We start from the raw sequence: 18096 nt of genomic DNA on the forward strand, positions 1-18096 counted from the left end.
TCAGGCGGATGATTTCCCGCGTTGCAGAACCACCGCGAGCACGATGATGACCCCCTGTATCGCGCCGTTGAGATAGGGCGAGACGAGGTCGGCCAGGTTCAGGATGTTATCGATCAGGCTGAGGATCAGCACGCCGACGACCGTGCCCCAGACGCGGCCATAGCCGCCCTTGAGCGCGGTGCCGCCGATGATGACGGCGGCGATGGCTTCAAGCTCCCACAGCATGCCGGTCGAGCCGGATGCCGAGCCGAGGCGCGGGACGTACATGATGGTGGCAAGGCCGACCAGCAGCCCGAGCAGCACATAGGTGGTCAGCCTGACGCCGTCGACGCTGACGGCGGAGTAGCGGGCGACCTTGTCGTTGGAGCCGATCGCCTCGCAGTAGCGGCCGAAGCGGGTATGGCGCATGGCGACCTGCCCGGCGACCGCGACGGCGGCGAAGACCAGGATCGGCCAGGCGATGCCGAACAGGCCGGAATAATAGACCGGGCGGTAGAGCTGCCGGACCGCGAAGTCGAGGCTGATCGTCCCGCCATCCGCCAGCCAGGTCACCAGCGACCGGAAGATGCCCATGGTGCCGAGCGTGACGATGAAGGGCTCGATCCGCGCCTGGGTGATCAGGAGGCCGTTGGCCAGCCCGGCGAGCAGCCCCACCGCCAGCGCTATGGCCATGCCGACCAGGATCAGCGGCACGCCGACCCCCATGGCGGGCAGCAGCGCGTTCATCGCGAGGATCATCACCCCGGCGATGAAGGCGGCCATGGACCCGACCGACAGGTCGAGCCCGCCCGAGGTGATGACGAAGGTCATGCCCACGGCGATCATGCCGATGAAGGCCGAGCGGGCCAGCACGTTGGTGACGTTGCCCTGCGACAGGAAATTGTCGTTCAGCATGGCGCCGAGGACGACCAGCAGGATCAGCGCCAGCAGCGGCCCCAGCGCCGACAGGCCGGGCACGCGCGCGGCAAGGCCCGGCCGGGGAATCGCGGTGTCAGACATTGGAGATTTCCTCGGCTGTGCCCATCACCAGCCGGACCACGGCGGATTCGGTGATGCGCTCCCCGTCGAGCTCGCCGGCGATCCGCCCCTGCCGCATGACCAGCACGCGGTCGGAAAGGCCCAGGATCTCGGGCATGTCGGATGAGATGACGATGACGCTGCGCCCCTGCGAGGCGAGCGCGTCGATGAAGGCATAGATCTGGCTCTTGGTGCCGACGTCGATGCCGCGCGTCGGCTCGTCGATGATGACGATCTCGGGCTCCGACAGCAGCGTCTTGGCGAGCAGGAGCTTCTGCTGGTTGCCGCCCGAGAGATTGCCGACGGCCATGTCCCGGCGCGGCGCCCTTATGTCGAACTCGCCGATGGCGCGCGTCAGCGCCGCTTCCTCCCGCGCGGTGGACAGGAAAGGCGCGCCGAACTGCGCCAGGGTGGAGAGGGTCAGGTTCTCCCGCAGGTTCTTGTCGAGCAGCAGGCCGCGCTCCTTCCGGTCCTCGGTGAGATAAGCCATGCCGTGCGACGCGGCGTCGCGCACCGAGCCGATATGCACCGGCATGCCGTTGCGCCGCACCTCGCCGCTCGCGGGGCGCAGGCCCACCAGCCCCTCCGCCAGTTCCGTGCGCCCGGACCCGACGAGGCCCGATATGCCGAGCACCTCGCCCCGATTCAGCGTGAAGGAGACGTTCTCGACCAGCGGCGGCACACTGAAGCCGCGGACCTCCAGCGCCACGGCGCCGGTGGGATGCCGGCGTGGCGGGTAGATGTCCTCGAGGTCGCGTCCCACCATGGCGGTCGCCATGCCGTCCTCGGTGAGCTCGCCGCGCAGCGCCCGGCGCACCACGGCGCCGTCGCGCAGAACCGTGATGCGGTCGGCGAGGCGGGTGACTTCCTCGAGGCGGTGCGAGGTGTAGAGCAGCGCCACGCCCTGCGCGCGCAGCCGCTCGATCTGGCGGAACAGCACCTCGACCTCGCGATGCGTCAGCACGGCCGAGGGCTCGTCCATGATCAGCACCCGCGCCTTGCGCGACAGGGCCTTGGCGATCTCGACCATCTGCCGGTCCGAGACCGGCAGGTCGCGGATGCGCGCATCCGGGCGGATCCGGCTGTCGAGCTGGTCGAGCAGGTCCTGCGTGCCGGCGCGCATGGCGCGATGGTCGAGGAACACCCGCCCCAGCTCCCGCCCGAGCCAGATGTTCTCGGTGACCGTGAGGTCGGGGGCGAGGTTGAACTCCTGGTGGATCACCACCACGCCGGCGGCCTCGGCTTCGGCGCCGCTGGCGAAGGGGGCGGGGCGTCCGTCGAGCCGGACCTGTCCCGAGGTCGGCGCGAGGAAGCCGCCGAGCAGCTTCATGATCGTCGATTTGCCGGCGCCGTTCTCGCCGATCAGCGCGTGGACCTCGCCCGGATGCAGCGCGAAATCGATGCCGTGCAGGATCTCGATCGGCCCGAAGCTCTTGCGGACCTCGCTCAGCTCCAGCACCGGACCCGGAGCGGCACTCACAGCGCCACCCATGCCGCATCCTGCCGCGAGGACCGCACGCAGGCATCGACGAAGCGCATGCCGGCCAGCCCGTCCGCCAGCGTCGGATAGGTGGTGCCGATGGGCGGCGCCTCGCCGGCCCGATGCGCGCGGATGGCGCGGGCGGCCTCGGCATAGAGGTTGGCGAAGGCTTCCAGATAACCTTCCGGGTGGCCGGGCGGGATGCGCGAGACGCGCGAAGCCGCCTCGCCGGTGCCGGCGCCGTTGCGGGTGAGAACACGCTTGGGCTCGCCGAAGCGGGTGAACCACAGCCGGTTCGGGTCCTCCTGCGCCCATTCGAGCCCGCCCTTGTCGCCATAAAGCCGCAGGCGCAGCCCGTTCTCGTTGCCCGGCGCCACCTGGCTGGCCCAGAGCATTCCCCGCGCGCCGCCCTCGAAACGCAGCAGGACATGGGCATTGTCGTCGAGCGCGCGACCGGCCACGAAGCTCGTCAGCTCGGCGGCGAGCGCGTTCGGCTGCAGTCCCGAGACGAAGCAGGCGAGATTATAGGCATGGGTGCCGATATCGCCCACCGCGCCGCCAGCGCCGGACCGGGCCGGATCGGTGCGCCATTCGGCCTGCTTGGAGCCCTGCGTCTCCGCCGCCTCGGTCAGCCATTCCTGCACATATTCCGCCTGGACGAGGCGAAGCCGGCCGAGCTCCCCGGTCTCCACCATGGCGCGGGCCTGCCGGACCATGGGATAGCCGGTGTAATTGTGGGTGAGGATGAACAGCGCCGTCGACGCGCGGGCGACGTCGGCGAGCGCCCTCGCCTCATCCATGGTCGCGGTCAGCGGCTTGTCGCAGATCACGTGGATGCCGCGTTCGAGGAAGGCGATGGCCGGGCCGGCATGCATGTGGTTCGGCGTGACGATCGCGACGGCCTCGATGCCGTCCAGGCGATCGGCCTCGGTGCGGGCCATGACGGAGAAATCGTCATAGCTGCGCGCCAGGCCCAGCGCGTCGGCGGAGGCGCGCGCCTTTTCCGGCGTCGCGGACAGGGCGCCGGCGACGAGCTCGAACTCGCCGTCCAGCCGCGAGGCGATGCGGTGCACGGCACCGATGAACGCGCCGGTCCCGCCGCCGACCATGCCCAGGCGGATCGGCGTGCTCATGGATCGAGTCCCAGCAGGCGGCGATTGGCGGCACGGTCGGCGCCGGTGCTGGCGAAGTCGTCGAAGGCCCTGTCGGTGACGGGGATGATGTGGTGCCTGACGAAGGCGGCGCCCTCGCGCGCACCGACCTCGGGGTGCTTCAGGCAGCATTCCCACTCGACGACCGCCCAGCCGTCGAAATCCATGGCGGCGAGCTTGGAGAAGATGGCGCCGAAATCCACCTGCCCGTCGCCGAGGCTGCGGAAGCGGCCCGCGCGGCCGAGCCAGGGCTGGTAGCCGCCATAGACGCCCTTGCGCCCGGTCGGGTTGAACTCGGCGTCCTTGACGTGGAACATGCCGATCCGCTCGGCATAGATGTCGAGATTGTCGAGATAATCCAGCTGCTGCAGCACGTAGTGCGACGGGTCGTAGAGCATTTTGGCGCGCGGATGCCGGTCCACCCGCTCCAGGAACATCTCGAACGTGTCGCCGTCGTGCAGGTCCTCGCCCGGATGGATCTCGAAGCAGATATCGACCCCGCACGCATCGGCATGGTCGAGGATCGGCCGCCAGCGGCGCGCCAGTTCGTCGAAGGCCTCCTCGATCAGGCCGGCCGGCCGTTGCGGCCAGGGATAGACGAAGGGCCACGCCAGCGCGCCGGAAAAGCTCGCCATGGCGGTGAGCCCGAGATGCTTCGAGGCGGTCAGCGCCTTCCTGAGCTGATCGACCGCCCATTCCTGCCGCCCCGCGGGGACGCCGCGAACCTCCACCGGGGCGAAGGCGTCGAACATCGCATCATAGGCCGGATGCACGGCGACGAGTTGTCCCTGCAAATGGGTGGACAATTCGGTGACGGCGACGCCGTTCGCGGCGCCGCGCCCCGCCCATTCCTCGCACCAGCCGCGCGAGGCGGCGGCCTGCGCGAGATCGAGGATCCGCGTGTCGTTGGTCGGCACCTGCACGCCGATATAGCCGCAATCCGCAGCCCAGCGCGTGATGGAATCCCAGCTGTCGAACGGCGCCTCGGTGCCGATGAACTGCGCCAGGAAGAGGCCAGGCCCCTTGATGGTGCGCATTTTTCCTCCCGACCGGCTGCCGCCGATCAACCGTTATGTTTCTTGTAATCGGTTGCAGACAACGTAACTGGGTTATGTAATCGTTTGCAACAGGAATTCTGTGCGATCCGAACCCGCATGCGGACCCGATTGCGGTTTGCTGCATTGCGGGGTTATGGAGAGGCGATGCAGCACCACAGGCCGAAAATCGGGGATGTCGCGCGGCTTGCCGGAGTGTCCACCGCAACGGTCAGCCGGGTGCTGTCGCATCCGCAGCTCGTCAGCGCGCAGACCCGCCAGCTGGTGGAGGAGGCGATCCGCCAGACCGGCTATCGCCTGAACCAGGCGGCGCGCAATCTGCGGCACCGGCGCACCGGCGGCATCGTGGCGCTGGTCCCGAACCTCGCCAACCCGTTCTTCTCCGAGATCCTCTCCGGCATCGCCTCGGTGCTGGCTCCCGCCGGCTACAATCTTCTGGTGGCCGACACGCGCGTCGAGGGAGGCGCTTCGATTCTCCGCTATGCCGAACCCAGCCGGGCCGACGGGCTGATCGTGCTCGACGGCTCGCTGCCGGCCGAAGGGCTGGCGCGGCGGGTGCCGGTGGTGCTGGCATGCGAATGGATTCCCGGTTTCGCCGCGCCGCGGGTCAAGATCGACAATCGCGGGGCGGCGCGGCTGGCGGTCGAGCATCTCGTGCAGCTCGGCCACCGGCGGATCGCCCATGTCGCCGGCCCGCCCGGCAACGTCCTGTCCGAGGCGCGGCAGGCGGGAGCGGAACAGGCGCTGGCGGCACATGGCCTGCCGGCGCCGCGGATCTTTCCCGGCGACTTCACCCTGGCCTCCGGTCGCCGCGCGGGGGCGGAATGGCTGGCGCTGCCGCCGGACGAGCGCCCGACCGCCGTCTTCCTGGCCAGCGACGCGATGGCCTGCGGCTTCATCGGCGAGGTCCAGCACCGTGGCACCGCCGTTCCGAACGATGTCTCCGTCATCGGCTTCGACGACATCGAGCTCGTCGCGCACATGACGCCGCCGCTCTCCACGATAAGGCAGCCGCGCGAATCGATCGGCCGTCACGCGGCCCAGCGCCTGCTCGACCGGATCGCCGGCGACGAACGGGTGGACGACATCATCCTGCCGGTCGAGCTGGTTCTGCGCGGAAGCACGGCTCCCGTGCGGACGCCTCCGACAACCGCGGACACTACCAGCTGAGGCCGCGCTCCTCCGACGCGACCCGAATATCGGGAAACGCATCGACCAGCGCGGCCATGCGCGGGCGGGGCAGGAAGGCCGGCAGCATGGCTTTCGGCCGCACCGCCTCGACCAGCTCGCCGAGGCCGCTCCGGGTCGGGTGCACGTTCCAGCGCCGCAAGGTGGCGGCTTCCGCCTGCAGCAGCCGCTGGGCGCCGGAGCCCTCCGCGACGTGGCCGGTGAACACGATGTCGGCCTCGCCCGACGCGGCGCAGGACGCCGCCAGCCGCGCGGACAGGCCGCGATCCGCCTGCGCACCCGCCACGATCATCGCGCCTGCGGGCGCGCTGTCGGTCGTGAGCACCCCGGCCGTCTCCAGCAATTCGCCGACCCAGTCGCGCAGATGCGGGACGACGCAGCTCTCATGCCGGGTCAGGAGCTCGGCGACCGACCGCGTCGCCGGGCACAGGGAGACCGCCACCCCGGAGCGCTGGAAGGCCAGCGCCATTTCCAGCGCCCGCCCGGCGGGCGGCACGGGCAGCAGCAGCGGCCGCCTTCGCGCCCGCTCGACGAGATCGGCCATCTGCACGTCGAGCGGCTCGCCGGCATCGCCATAGCTGGCGTCGCAGACCAGCGCGGCCGCCGGCAGCGGCCGGGACGAGGGGAAGAGCGGGCTCTCGGCCGAATAGTCGCCGGTATAGACCAGCCCCTGTGCGCCGCCGATCCGCATCCAGACCGCACCCGGCGCGTGGCCGGCCGGACCGGTCTCGACCTCGATCCCGGCAATCGATGTCGCGCCCCCGAAGGGAAGGTCCTCCGCAGCGCTCAGCGTTGGATCGCCGGACAGCGCGCGGACGGCCGCCGTGGCATGGATCGGCGGATCGCCCACCCTGCCCGCCAGGTCGAGCGCGCCGACATGATCGGGATGGCCGTGGGAGATGAGGATCGCATCGACCGGACCAACGCCGGCGAGATCCGGCCGCCGTCCCGCATCCGGCCCCTCGCCGAGGTCGAGCATCAGCCGGCGCCCCTCGATGTCGAGCAGGAAGCAGGCTGGCCCCTTCACTCCCCACCCGGACAGCGCGACGAGGCGGTTCATCTCAGCTCAATCCCGTAAAGCGTCCGCCGGCAAAGCGGCGCAGCGCGGCGATCAGCACCATCGGGATCAAGGTGGTCAGCACGATGGCGATGAACGACATGGTCATTCCCAACCCGACGGAGCCCTGCTCGAACTGGCGCCAGATGAAGCCGGCGATGGTCATCATGCCGACCGGCGCCACCAGCAGCGAGGCGACCAGTTCGCGCGAGGCGACGGCGAAGACCAGCAGCATGGAGGTGACGAGGCTCGGCAGGATGAGCGGCAGCATGATGCGCCGGAACACGGTGAAGGGCCGCGCCCCGGCGACCCGCGCCGCCGCCTCCAGATTGTCGCCGATCTGCTGGAAGGCGGCGGTGGCGTAGCGCACCGGCTGCGGCAGCAGGATGCAGCAATAGGCCAGCAGCAGGATCAGCGCGGTGTTGTAGGGCGTGAAGGGGAGCGCGGGCTGGTTCCAGGCGAGGATCATGCCGACGGCGACCACGACACCCGGCAGGGCGCTGGGCAGCATGGCCAGCATGTCGAGCGCGATGCGCCCGCGCCCGCGCCCCTTGACCACGACATAGGCGGTCATGGCGCCGAGCGCGCCGGCCAGCACGGCGGTCGCCACCCCGAGCGACAGGGAATTGACCAGCGCCTGCCAGGCTCCATTGGTGTCGCCGAGCACCTCGGCGAAATGCTGGAGCCCCATATTTCCCGGCTTCAGCCCGCCCGAGATGGTCTTCGACAGCGCCGTCGCCAGGATCGCGAGAATGGGCAGCCCGGTCGCGAGCACGGCCACCAGCGCGAAGGCGAGCGTGACCGGCACCGCCCACGGGCCGAGCGGGCGCTTGTCCTTGGCCTGCGGCTTGCCGCCGACCGTGTCGTAGTTGCGCGCGGTCAGAATGCGGCGCTGGATCAGGAACGCCACGAGCGACAAGCCCACGAGCAGCAGCGACAGGATCGCCGCGCCGGGCAGGTCGATGGGCCAGTCGGAGATGCGGGTCTCGATCCCCGTCACCAGCACCTGGAAGCCGAAGCGGGTGCCGAGCGCGGCCGGCGTGCCGTATTCCTCGATGGCGAGGGCGAAGACGAGGAGAAGGCTCGCGGCCAGGCCCGGCGTGGCGAGCGGAAGCGTGATGCGGAAGAAGGCGCGCGCGGGCCGGGCGCCGAACACCCGGCCGACATCGGCATAGCGCGTGCCGACCGCCTCGATGGTGCGCGAGACGGCGAAATAGACCACCGGAAAGAGGTTGAGGGTCATGATCAGCGCCATGCCCGGCACGGAAAACAGCAGCGGCCCGAGATTGACGCCGGTGAGCTGCTGGAGATAGCCGCGCGGCTGCATCGACATGATCCAGCCGAGCGTGGCGATATAGGGCGGGATCATGAAGGGGACGAGGAACAGCACGTCCCAGACGAGGGCGAACGGCACGCGGAACAGCGCCCGCGCCACGGCAAGCGGCACGCCGACCAGCGCGCAGCCGGCGATGACGCCGAGCCCGAGCAGCAGCGTGTTGCCGGCGAGGCGCAGGAGGGCCGGATCGCCGAGCGTGCGTCCGAGATGCCGGAGCGGCGCGGCGAGGGAGCCGCGCCCCAGTTCGGGGAAGATCGCCTGCAGGACGATGAAGACGAAGGGCACCGCCACGATGACGGCGAGGCTGATCCCCGTCACCCAGCCGATCAGGCCGTGCCCGCCCGCCGTCGTCGCGAGCCGCTTGCTTCCCCTGGCGATGTTCACCTGCCGACGATCACCCGCTCAGGAGCCCGTGCCCGAGAACCCGCGCGCCCGGATCACTTGCCGAAGACCTTGCCGAACGCGGCCAGCGTCTCGTCGCGCTTGCCGTAGACCGCGGCGGCGTCGACGGTCAGGATCTTGAGGTCGGAGATCAGCGGCCGGTTGGCGGCGATATCGGTGCGCGCGGGCATGAGATAGGTCGCGGCGACCGCTTTCTGGCCTTCGTCCGAGAGCACGTAGTCGATGAACTTCCTGGCATCCTCGGGCTGCTTGGACCAGTTGAGGATCATCATCGGCCGCGGCGCGACGATGGTGCCCGAAGCCGGGAAGATCACGTCGATCGACTCGCCCTTGGCCTTGGCGGCGAGCGAAATATAGTCGACGGCCCCGAAGACGGCCGCCTTCGCGCCCTGCATCACCGGGTTCAGCGCCTCCGCATTGGCGCCGGCGACGATGGCGCCATTGGCCGCGAGGTCCTTGAACAGGCCCCAGCCGGACTGCGCCTGCAGCGCGGCGACCAGCTCGAAGGAGGCGCCGGACTGCGCCGGGTCCGGGATGGTGACGAGGTCCTTGTAGGCCGGGTCGGCGAGGTCCGCCCATTCCTTCGGCCTCGGCGTGCCGGAGGCCGGGTTCCAGGCGATGCCGAGCGCCGAGATGCCCTGCGTGACCGCGGTATCGGTCTTGAGGAAGTCCGGCACCTTGCCGGCGTTCGGGCTGGCATAGGCGAGCAGCCAGCCGCGCTTGGCGAAATCGGTCGCGGTATCCCACGAGGCCGAGATCAGCACGTCGACCACCGGATTGGCGGCTTCCGACTCGATGCGGGCCATGATCTTGCCGGTCGTCGCCTGGAACACGGCGACCTTGACGCCGGTCTTGTCCGTGAAGCCCTTGGCCAGCTTGTCGATCAGCCCGCCGGGACCGGCGGAATAGACCGTGATGTCGGCCATCGCCGCGCTGGCCACCAGGGACGCGCCCAGGGCCAGGACCATAGAAAATGCGCGCATGGTCTTCGTTCTCCTGAAAAAGGGGTTAGGCCGCGGCGCCGGCGAACCAGCGCAATTCTTCCGGCGGGCAGGACAGGCCGACCACGTCGCCGACCTTCGCCCGGTGCGGGCTCGACACCTGGATCTCGAAGGCGGTGCCGCACACCTGCAGCGTCAATGCGTAGCCGTCGCCGCGGAACCGGGTGCGCAGCACCTCTGCATGGGGACGCCCGGCCTCGGCGGGTCCGAGCCGAAGGCTGCGGCCCGGCAGAAGCAGGCGGGCCTCGCGGGCCTCGGGGCCCGCCGCGCCGACATGCATCGTCGTGCCCGCAATCTGCCATCCGGCCTCGGCACGACGCACCGGCAGCACGCAGCCGAGGTTGAGGAACTCGGCGACCTCCGCGCTCGCCGGTGCCGCGATCAGCGTCTCCGGCGGCGCGAACTGGGCGATCCGCCCCGCGCGCATCACCGCGACATGATCGGCGAGGGCAAAGGCTTCGGTCCGGTCATGGGTGACATAGATCGCGGTCAGGCCGAGCTGGGCGACGAGGCCGCCGATCTCCCCGACCATCGCCTCGCGCAGTTCGGGATCGAGATTCGACAGCGGCTCGTCGAACAGGACCAGTGGCGGTTCGGCCACGACGGCGCGGGCAAGCGCGACGCGCTGCTGCTGCCCGCCCGACATGTCGGACGGGCGGCGCCCGGCCATGGCGCCGAGGCCGACGCGCTCCAGCGCCGCCATCACCCGCACCCGCCGCTCCGCCGCCGGCACGCCGCGCATTTCCAGCGGAAAGGCGACATTCGCCGCCACGCTCATGTGCGGCCACAGCGCATAGTCCTGGAAGACCATGCTCAACCCCCGCGCCTCCGGCGGCGCGAACCGGCCGGTTGCCGCGTCGGCGACCGTGCGTCCCATGATGTCTATTCGTCCGGCCGTCGGCGCGAGCAGTCCGGCAAGCAGCTGCAGCAGGGTCGTCTTCCCGCAGCCGGACGGGCCGAGCAGCGCCAGGATTTCGCCCGGCGCGACGTCGAAGCCCACCTCGTCGAGAATCCGGGCGGCGCCATAGCAAAGGCCAAGGCCGCGGACCGAGACCGCCGGGTGGGCTCCTGATGGCATGGGTGTTCCGGGAACGATGCAGTCCGGGCACTGCTAGGACAGCCATATGACAGACACGTGACGGCGCAAGGCGTCGCCGGCATGGGTGCGCAAGGCCCTGCGCGGCTGCCGCTGCGGCATCGCCGGCACGGCCGCGGGGCCGTGGTCGTCATCAGCATGCAATGAAAGGACGCTACCTCCATTCCGGCCGAGCACTCCCGACGGGCCTTGCACAGCTGTGCAGAGGAATGGAATGAACCACGACGCCCTGTTGCACATCACGGATCTGTCGGTCGGCTACGGGTCGACGCGCGTGCTGGAGCGTCTCGACCTCTCCATCCGCAAGGGTGAGTTCGTGGCGCTTCTCGGTGCGTCGGGATGCGGCAAGACCACGCTGCTGCGCGCGATCGCCGGCTTCGTCGAACCGTCCGCCGGCACGATCTCGGTCGCCGGCCGCGACGTGACGCGGCTGCCGCCGGACCGTCGCGGCATGGCGCTGGTCTTCCAGTCCTATGCGCTCTGGCCGCACATGACGGTGGCGAAGAACATCGGCTACGGGCTGAAGCTCAAGGGAGCGTCCCGTGCGGAGATCGCGCGCCGCGTCGCCGAGATCGAGCAGCTGCTGGGACTGACCGGCCTCGGCCAGCGCAAGCCGGCGGCGCTTTCCGGCGGCCAGCGCCAGCGCGTGGCGCTCGGGCGGGCGCTGGCCATCGACCCGCAGATCCTGCTGCTCGACGAACCGCTGTCCAATCTGGATGCGCGCATCCGGCTGAAGGTCCGCCACGAGATCAGCGCCCTGCAGAAGCGGCTCGGCATCACCGCCGTGCATGTGACGCACGACCGCGAGGAGGCCATGGCGATGGCGGATCGCGTCGTCATCCTCGATGCCGGCCGCATCGCCCAGCAGGGCACGCCGGAGGAGATCTACAACCGCCCGGCCTCCGCCTTCGTCGCCGCCTTCATGGGGGCGGAGAACGTGCTGGTGCTGGAGGCCACCGTCGCCGGCGACAGCATGCACATCGCCGCCGGCCCGCATAACGAAGCGGCGCGGCTTCCGCTCGACGGGCGCCGGCTCGACGGCGGGCGCATCGAGGCCCGCTTCCGGGCCGAGGGGGCGAGCCTCGCCGCCGCCGACGCCGCTCCTCGCACGGCGTCTTCGCAGGCGGCCCTGAACCTGTTCGGCCATGTCGAGGCGGTGAGCTATCTCGGCGGCGCCTGGCGTCATTCGGTGCGCATCGGCGACGATTCCGTCTTCGCCGATGCCGAGCGCGCGATGGAGCCGGGCACCGCCGTGTGGCTGCGCGTCCCGGCCGACAAGCTCTTCCTCTTCAATGCGGCTTCGCCGCCGGCCTTGCCGGCACCGGCCCGGCAGACCGCGATCCCCCTGCCCGCCAGCTCCCTGCCCGCCAGCCGCCCGGACCGCGTTCCGCAGGCGGCCGCTCTCTGATCCCCCAACGGAGACCCTGCCCCATGAAGAGCCTCCTCCAGCCTGCACTCGTCTCGGCGACGCTGGCCCTCGGCCTTTCGGCCGCGCCCGTGTCCGCGGCCGAGCTCACCGTCATCACCGCCGGCGACCAGAACATGGTCGACTACGTCAACCAGTACCTCGCCCCGCTCTTCGAGAAGCAGTATCCCGGCAACACGGTGCGTGTCGTCGGCAGCGGGCCGGGCGATGCCGGCTCGCAGAAGATCGTCGAGCGCTTCGAGGCGCAGAAGCAGGCCGGCAGCCCGACCTGGGACACCGACGTCGCGGTCGTGCACGAGAAGTTCGTCGGCCCGATGATCAAGGGGGACTATCTGGAGCCCTACCGGGACCGGATATCGACCGGCAAGCTGGTGTCCCGCGCCAATGCCGACATGGCGCTCGGCACCAGGGTCGCCGGCTACGTGATGCCGATGTTCAACAGCCAGACCGCCATCGCCTACAACCCGGCGCTGGTGCCGACCCCCCCGAAAACCTATGCCGAGATCGCCGAATGGGCCAAGGCCCATCCCAGGCAGTTCGGCTATAACGGCATCAAGGGCGGCGCCTCGGGCGTGAGCTTCGTCATGGGCTGGATCTACGCGTTCGGCGACGGCGACGCGACCAAGCTGATGAACGGCCCCTTCGACGAGGCCGAGACCCGCAAGTGGGACGCCGCCTTCGCCTCGCTGCGCGACTTCACCCGGAACGCCACCCTGACGCCGGGCAATGCCGGCACGCTCGACCTGCTCTCGCGCGGCGAGATCGCCATGGGTCCGGTATGGGTCGACATGTTCTATTCCTGGCAGGCCGACGGCCGCCTGCCGGCCGACTTCAAGCTGGTGCTGCCGGCGCCGGGCATGCCCGGCCAGCCGATGCACTACGTGATCCCGGCCAAGAGCGCGAACCGGGAGCTGGCCGAGAAGTTCGTCGAGCTGGCGACCAGCCCGAAGGTGCAGGCCGAAGGCATCGTCAAGCGCTTCAACTGGTATCCGGGCATCGACGCCCAGTACGTCCAGGCCGAGCTCGACGAAGCGACCTGGAAGAAGCTGTTCACCAACGTGACGCCGGAAGACCTCGCCAGATACGGCAAGCCGTTCCCGATCGCGCCCTACAACAACGCGATCCTCGAAGCCTATGAGCGCCGGGCGACCAACTGAGCGCTGGAACGCGGCGGGGCAGGCGTGCGCGCTTCGAGACGCGGCGCCATGCCCCGCTCCTCGGCATGAGGGGGTCCTTGTGCCGTCCCGAGAAGCGGCCTCGTTCCAAAAGCCGGCCTCGTCATCCTGAGGTGCCCGGCGCAGCCGGGCCAACGCCCTGCCCCCACGCCTTGCCCCCACGCCTTGCCCCATCGTCTCCGACCCGCCTGATGGATCGCCCGGATGAGCCGGGCGGTCCCTTCCTCCCCGGACCATCGACATGCCGATGCCTTTGCTGGGACTGATCCTCGTCCTGCCCGCCCTGGCGGTGATCCTGCTGCTGTTCGTGGTGCCGCTCGCCGCCTCCATTGCCGGGGCGTTCGCGCTCGGTGGCGGCTACGGGCTCGGCAATTTCGCCAAGGTTTTCGAGCTCTACACGCCGGACATCGTGTTCACCATCGTCATCGTCGGCCTGTCGACCGTGCTGATCGGCCTGTTCGCCATCGCCATCGGCGGCTACCTCACGCTCGGCGACAATCCGCGCGCGGTGGCGATCCTGCGCTGGCTCTACCGCTGGCCGATGTTCATTCCCTTCATCGTCGTCGGGCAGGTGCTCAGGACCTTCCTCGCCCGCAACGGCCTGATGAACAACGTGCTGATCGGTGCCGGCCTCATCACGCCGCTGCAGGCGGCGAGCTTCCTCGACTGGCGCGGCATCGTCATCGCCTTCGTCTGGAAGCAGACGCCCTTCGTCGCCCTGCTGGTGGCGGGGGCGATGGCGTCGGTCGACCGCGGCACCATCGAGGCGGCGCGCAATCTCGGCGCCTCCCGCCTGCGCATCCTCGTCGAGATCCTGCTGCCGCAGGTGGCGACGACGCTGCTGGTTTCGCTGGTGCTCTCCTTCGTCACCATGATGTCGGTGCTCTCGGTGCCGCTGATGATCAACGCCCAGTCGCCGACCATGATCACCGCCGACATCGCCTTCCGCATCAACGCCTATGGCGATTACGGCGTCGCCAACGCGCTCGGCCTCGTCTCGCTCGCCATCAGCGTCTGCGCCGCCGCGTTCTACCTGCGCCACAGCCTGAAGGAGCGGGCATGAGCATGGCCGCGCCTTCGGCCGGACGCATGGCCGGCACGGGCCTCGACCTGTGGTGGATCCCGCGCGGGCTGGTGCTGGGTCTCCTCGCCTTCGTCATCTTCGGCCCGCTCGCCAATCTCGTGCTGTGGACCGTGGCCGAGCGCTGGTATTTCCCCCACGCGCTGCCGCTCGACTACGGGTTCGGCTATTGGGCCCGCGTGTTCGGCGCGCGCGGCAATGCCATGGAATCGCTCGGCAACAGCCTGCTGGTGGCGAGCCTCACGGTCGTCGTCTCGCTCGCCCTCGCCATTCCCGCCGGCTATGCGCTGGCGCGGCTGCGGCTGCCGTTCCGGGCGGCGATCCTGCTCGCCTTCCTCATTCCGCAGGCCTTCCCGAACCTGCCGGTCTACGTCAACATCGCCCGGCTGTTCTACCAGATCGGCCTCAACGGCACGATCGCCGGCGTGGTGCTGGTGCATGCGACGCACGGGCTGGTCTATGCGGTGTGGATCGCCACCGCCGCCTTCGCCGCCGTCGACATCGAGCTCGAACAGGCGGCCCGCTCCGTCGGCGCGGGCGCGCTGCGCAGCTTTCGCGACGTGACGCTGCCGCTCGCCGCCCCGGGCCTGCTCGCCAGCGCGATCTTCGTGTTCCTCGAATCGCTCGACGAGTTCACCGGCAGCTTCTTCGTCGGCGCGCCGGACGTGAACATGCTGCCTTTGCTGCTCTACACGGCGGGCGCGGGAGGCAACTACCAGATCGCCTCGATCACCGCCTTGTTGCTTCTGGTTCCGTCCATCGGCTTCATGCTGGTGGTGGAGCGCTTCCTCAAATCCGACGTGCTGTCGAAGGTCGGCCGATGAATGTCCTGTTCTCCGATGAAGCCGCCGCCGCGCGGGGATTCGTCAGCGCCCAGCAGGTGGCCGAACGCGCCGGGGTCTCCCGCTCCGCGGTCTCGCGTGCCTTCACGCCCGGCGCCAGCATCGCGCCGGAAACCCGCGAGAAGGTGATGCGGGCCGCAACCGAGCTCGGCTACCAGGTCAACGACCTGGCGCGCGGCCTGCTCGCTAACCGCAGCCGTCTCGTCGGCCTCGTCGTCACCAAGCCGGAGGTCGGCTTCCGCGCGCATCTGGTGGCGGCGCTGACCACGGCGCTGATCCGGCGCGGCAATGTCCCCTTCATCATCAATACCGGCAGCTCCGAGGCGGAGATCCGGGCGGCGCAGGCGGCGCTGTTCGGCTATCGCGCCGAGGCGACGATCATCCTCTCCGGCTCGCCGCCGGCCTCCTTCGTCGAGCTGGCGCGGCAGAACGGCCAGCCGCTGATCTCGATCGGCCGCTCGGAACCCGGCTGCGACCATGTGCGGATCGACAATGAAGGCGCCGCGCGCGAGGCGGCCCGCCTGTTCGTGGCGCGGGGGGTCCGCCGGCTCGGCCTCGCCGGTTCGGCCTCCGGCACGCCGAGCATCGTCGAGCGCGAGCGCGCCTTCGCCGAGGAGGCGCGGCTTCTCGGCGCCGCGGTCGTCCACGCGCGCGGCACCGATTCCGACTATGCCGGCGGACGCGAGGCGGCGGCGGCGCTGTTCGACCGGCCGGACCCGCCGCAGGCGGTGTTCTGCGTCAACGACCTGATCGCGCTCGGCCTCATCGACGCCGCGCGCGGCCGCTTCGGCCTCGGCGTGCCCGACGACGTCTCGGTGATCGGCTTCGACGACATCCCCGAAGCCGCGTGGGAGGCCTATCGGCTCAGCACCTTCCGGCAGGATCCCGCCGGGATCGCCGCCTGCGCGATCGAGCATCTCGACCGCCGGCTCGCCGATCCGCTGGCCGCCCCGTCCACCGCGCGGCTCGACGCGGCCTATGTCGAGCGGGCCAGCACGCGGCCCACCCCTTCCCCGGCCGCCAGGCCCGATCCCGGAGCCCGCACGTGAACGCCCCTGCCCCGCTTGCCGCACGCACCGACGCCGCGCGCGCGATCATCCTGGAGGCCGGCGCCCTGGCGCTCGGCTATTTCGCCGAGGTGACGACGATCCTCGTCGAGACCAAGACCAGCGGCCAGGACGTCGTCAGCCTCGCCGACCGCGAGGTGGAGAAGCTGGTGCGGCGGCGCATCGCCGAAGCCTTTCCGGAGGACGGTTTCCTCGGCGAGGAATACGGCTTCGCACCGGGCTCGTCCGGCTTCACCTGGGTGCTCGATCCGGTGGACGGCACCAGCTGCTTCGTGCACGGCATCCGCAACTGGTGCGTCGCGCTGGCGTTGGTCGAGCGCGGCGCGACGGTGGCGGGGTTCATCCTCGACCCGAATGCCGAGGAGCTGTTCAGCGCCGTGGACGGCGGCGGCGCTTTCCTCAATGGCCGGCCGATCGCGGTCGACACCGCCACCGACCTGCGCCATGGCCTCACCGGCCTCGGCGCCAATTTCCGGGTGCCGCCGCGTGTCGTCGCCGGCCTCGTGGAAAAACTGATCGAGGCGGGCGGCATGTTCGTGCGCAACGGCTCGGGCGCGCTCAGCCTGGCCCAGGTGGCCTGCGGGCGGCTCGCCGCCTATTACGAGCCGCATATGCACGCCTGGGACTGTCTCGCCGGCCTCTGCCTGATCCGCGAGGCGGGCGGCTGGACCGGGGCGTTCGCCGCCGATGGCGACCTGGTCGCGGGCGGGCCGGTGATCGGCTGCGCGCCGCAGCTTCGGGACGATCTTGTCGCGCTCGTCGAGGCCGTGCGGCTGGAGACGGCGGCGTGAAGATCATCCAGGTCAGCGACCTTCATCTGGTGGCGCCAGGCGACAAACTGTTCGGCTCCGATCCGCTGGCGCGGCTGGAGGACTGCATCGCCGATCTCAACCGCCATCACGCCGATGCCGATCTGGTGGTGTTCTCGGGCGACCTGACCGACGACGGCGAGCCCTCGGCCTATGCGGCGCTGGCCGAGCGGCTCGCCCTGCTGGAGGCGCCGTTCCGGCTGATGCTCGGCAATCACGACGACCGCGCCGCCTTCGCCGCCAGCTTTCCCGGCGGCCTCGCCGTGGACGGCTTCGCGCATGGCCTTGCCGATTTCGGGGCGATGCGGATCGTTCTCCTCGATACGCTGGAGCCGGGCCGGATCGAGGGGCGGCTCTGCGCGCGGCGCCTCGCCTGGCTCGACGCCACGCTGCGCGAGGCGGCGGACGCGCTGCTGTTCCTGCACCATCCGCCCTGCCCGATCGGCATTCCCTCGCTGGACGATACCCGCCTCGCGCAGGCCGGCGAGCTGCGGGACCTGCTGCGACGGCACGGCAACGTGCGGCACATCTTCGCCGGCCATGTCCATCGCCTGGCGCACGGCACCTGGGACGGGATACCGTTCGCCACGCTGCGGGGCACCAACCACCAGTCGGCGCTGGCCTTCACCGGCCCGCACGCGGTCAGCTTCGAGCCGCCCGCCTACGCGGTCATTTTCGCCGGGAACGGCAGCATCGCCGTGCATCCGCACGAGTTTCCGCTGCGCGACAGCCGTCCGGCGTGACGGGCGCCTGAGCACCGGGACGGCGCGACCGGGACAGCGCGACCGGCGCCACGCGGGCGCGACCCGCCCGGCCCGTCGCGCTCTATTGACGGCCCAAAATCTATGAAGCAAACTCTAAAAATAGAGTTGAGTTTAAATTTAACTTGCCCCATTCCCGGCTGGCGGATCGT

16 protein-coding genes are annotated in these 18096 nt (G+C 70.1%); 8 read left to right on the top strand and 8 right to left on the bottom strand.

Features of this window, described 5'->3' with window-relative positions; all coding sequences use genetic code 11:
- Genes AC1RU4_RS17305 through AC1RU4_RS17320 form a run of 4 tightly spaced genes read right to left on the bottom strand, consistent with a single transcriptional unit; the run spans nucleotide 1 to nucleotide 4685 of the window.
- Complete coding sequence (locus AC1RU4_RS17305) at nucleotides 1–999, bottom strand: ABC transporter permease (protein ID WP_492892359.1); 999 nt, start codon at nucleotides 997–999, stop codon at nucleotides 1–3.
- Nucleotides 992–2509 carry a sugar ABC transporter ATP-binding protein gene (locus tag AC1RU4_RS17310; protein ID WP_492892360.1) on the bottom strand — a complete coding sequence of 506 codons (1518 nt, stop codon included), beginning with the start codon at nucleotides 2507–2509 and terminating at the stop codon, nucleotides 992–994. The genes AC1RU4_RS17305 and AC1RU4_RS17310 overlap by 8 nt, the downstream gene beginning before the upstream one ends.
- Nucleotides 2494–3630: a Gfo/Idh/MocA family protein gene (locus AC1RU4_RS17315; RefSeq protein WP_492892361.1), complete on the bottom strand. Its 1137-nt coding sequence runs from the start codon at nucleotides 3628–3630 to the stop codon at nucleotides 2494–2496. Before AC1RU4_RS17315 ends, AC1RU4_RS17310 begins: the two co-directional genes overlap by 16 nt.
- Nucleotides 3627–4685, bottom strand: coding sequence for a sugar phosphate isomerase/epimerase family protein (locus tag AC1RU4_RS17320; RefSeq protein WP_492892362.1), 1059 nt, complete (start codon nucleotides 4683–4685; stop codon nucleotides 3627–3629). The genes AC1RU4_RS17315 and AC1RU4_RS17320 overlap by 4 nt, the downstream gene beginning before the upstream one ends.
- 165 nt (nucleotides 4686–4850) lie before the next feature.
- On the opposite strand from AC1RU4_RS17320, the gene AC1RU4_RS17325 reads away from it, so the two are divergent.
- Entirely contained in the window at nucleotides 4851–5873 is a 1023-nt protein-coding gene (locus AC1RU4_RS17325; RefSeq protein WP_492892363.1) for a LacI family DNA-binding transcriptional regulator, read from the top strand.
- On the opposite strand, the gene AC1RU4_RS17330 is transcribed toward AC1RU4_RS17325, so the two are convergent.
- The 4 genes from AC1RU4_RS17330 to AC1RU4_RS17345 form a co-directional block, all read right to left on the bottom strand.
- The gene (locus AC1RU4_RS17330; RefSeq protein ID WP_492892364.1) at nucleotides 5863–6951 is read right to left on the bottom strand and encodes an MBL fold metallo-hydrolase; all 1089 of its coding nucleotides are present in this window, start codon (nucleotides 6949–6951) and stop codon (nucleotides 5863–5865) included. The two genes, AC1RU4_RS17325 and AC1RU4_RS17330, sit on opposite strands and share 11 nt — an antisense overlap.
- A 1-nt stretch (nucleotide 6952) precedes the next feature.
- Nucleotides 6953–8602 carry an ABC transporter permease gene (locus tag AC1RU4_RS17335; protein WP_492892409.1) on the bottom strand — a complete coding sequence of 550 codons (1650 nt, stop codon included), beginning with the start codon at nucleotides 8600–8602 and terminating at the stop codon, nucleotides 6953–6955.
- A 119-nt stretch (nucleotides 8603–8721) separates the two neighbouring features.
- Complete coding sequence (locus tag AC1RU4_RS17340; protein ID WP_492892365.1) at nucleotides 8722–9669, bottom strand: ABC transporter substrate-binding protein; 948 nt, start codon at nucleotides 9667–9669, stop codon at nucleotides 8722–8724.
- Nucleotides 9670–9694: 25 nt separating this feature from the next.
- A complete protein-coding gene (locus tag AC1RU4_RS17345) occupies nucleotides 9695–10765 on the bottom strand; it encodes an ABC transporter ATP-binding protein (protein ID WP_492892366.1) in 1071 nt (356 codons plus the stop codon).
- A 232-nt stretch (nucleotides 10766–10997) separates the two neighbouring features.
- On the opposite strand from AC1RU4_RS17345, the gene AC1RU4_RS17350 reads away from it, so the two are divergent.
- The 7 genes from AC1RU4_RS17350 to AC1RU4_RS17380 all read left to right on the top strand — a co-directional run bounded on the left by AC1RU4_RS17350 (nucleotide 10998) and on the right by AC1RU4_RS17380 (nucleotide 17926).
- A complete protein-coding gene (locus AC1RU4_RS17350) occupies nucleotides 10998–12191 on the top strand; it encodes an ABC transporter ATP-binding protein (RefSeq protein WP_492892367.1) in 1194 nt (397 codons plus the stop codon).
- Between the two features lie 23 nt (nucleotides 12192–12214).
- Nucleotides 12215–13366 carry an ABC transporter substrate-binding protein gene (locus tag AC1RU4_RS17355; RefSeq protein WP_492892368.1) on the top strand — a complete coding sequence of 384 codons (1152 nt, stop codon included), beginning with the start codon at nucleotides 12215–12217 and terminating at the stop codon, nucleotides 13364–13366.
- 259 nt (nucleotides 13367–13625) lie between these two features.
- On the top strand, nucleotides 13626–14447 hold the full coding sequence (locus AC1RU4_RS17360; RefSeq protein WP_492892369.1) for an ABC transporter permease: 822 nt from the start codon (nucleotides 13626–13628) through the stop codon (nucleotides 14445–14447).
- Nucleotides 14448–14449: 2 nt separating this feature from the next.
- Nucleotides 14450–15289, top strand: a complete 840-nt coding sequence (locus AC1RU4_RS17365; RefSeq protein WP_492892370.1) for an ABC transporter permease — start codon at nucleotides 14450–14452, stop codon at nucleotides 15287–15289.
- Nucleotides 15286–16356 carry a LacI family DNA-binding transcriptional regulator gene (locus AC1RU4_RS17370; RefSeq protein ID WP_492892371.1) on the top strand — a complete coding sequence of 357 codons (1071 nt, stop codon included), beginning with the start codon at nucleotides 15286–15288 and terminating at the stop codon, nucleotides 16354–16356. The genes AC1RU4_RS17365 and AC1RU4_RS17370 overlap by 4 nt, the downstream gene beginning before the upstream one ends.
- Nucleotides 16353–17165 (top strand): inositol monophosphatase family protein, encoded by an 813-nt coding sequence (locus AC1RU4_RS17375; protein ID WP_492892372.1) that lies wholly within the window; start codon nucleotides 16353–16355, stop codon nucleotides 17163–17165. Before AC1RU4_RS17370 ends, AC1RU4_RS17375 begins: the two co-directional genes overlap by 4 nt.
- Nucleotides 17162–17926 (top strand): phosphodiesterase, encoded by a 765-nt coding sequence (locus tag AC1RU4_RS17380; RefSeq protein WP_492892373.1) that lies wholly within the window; start codon nucleotides 17162–17164, stop codon nucleotides 17924–17926. Before AC1RU4_RS17375 ends, AC1RU4_RS17380 begins: the two co-directional genes overlap by 4 nt.
- The last annotated feature ends 170 nt before the right edge of the window (nucleotides 17927–18096 follow it).

Source organism: Ancylobacter sp. GW821-FHT10E12, assembly GCF_058809335.1.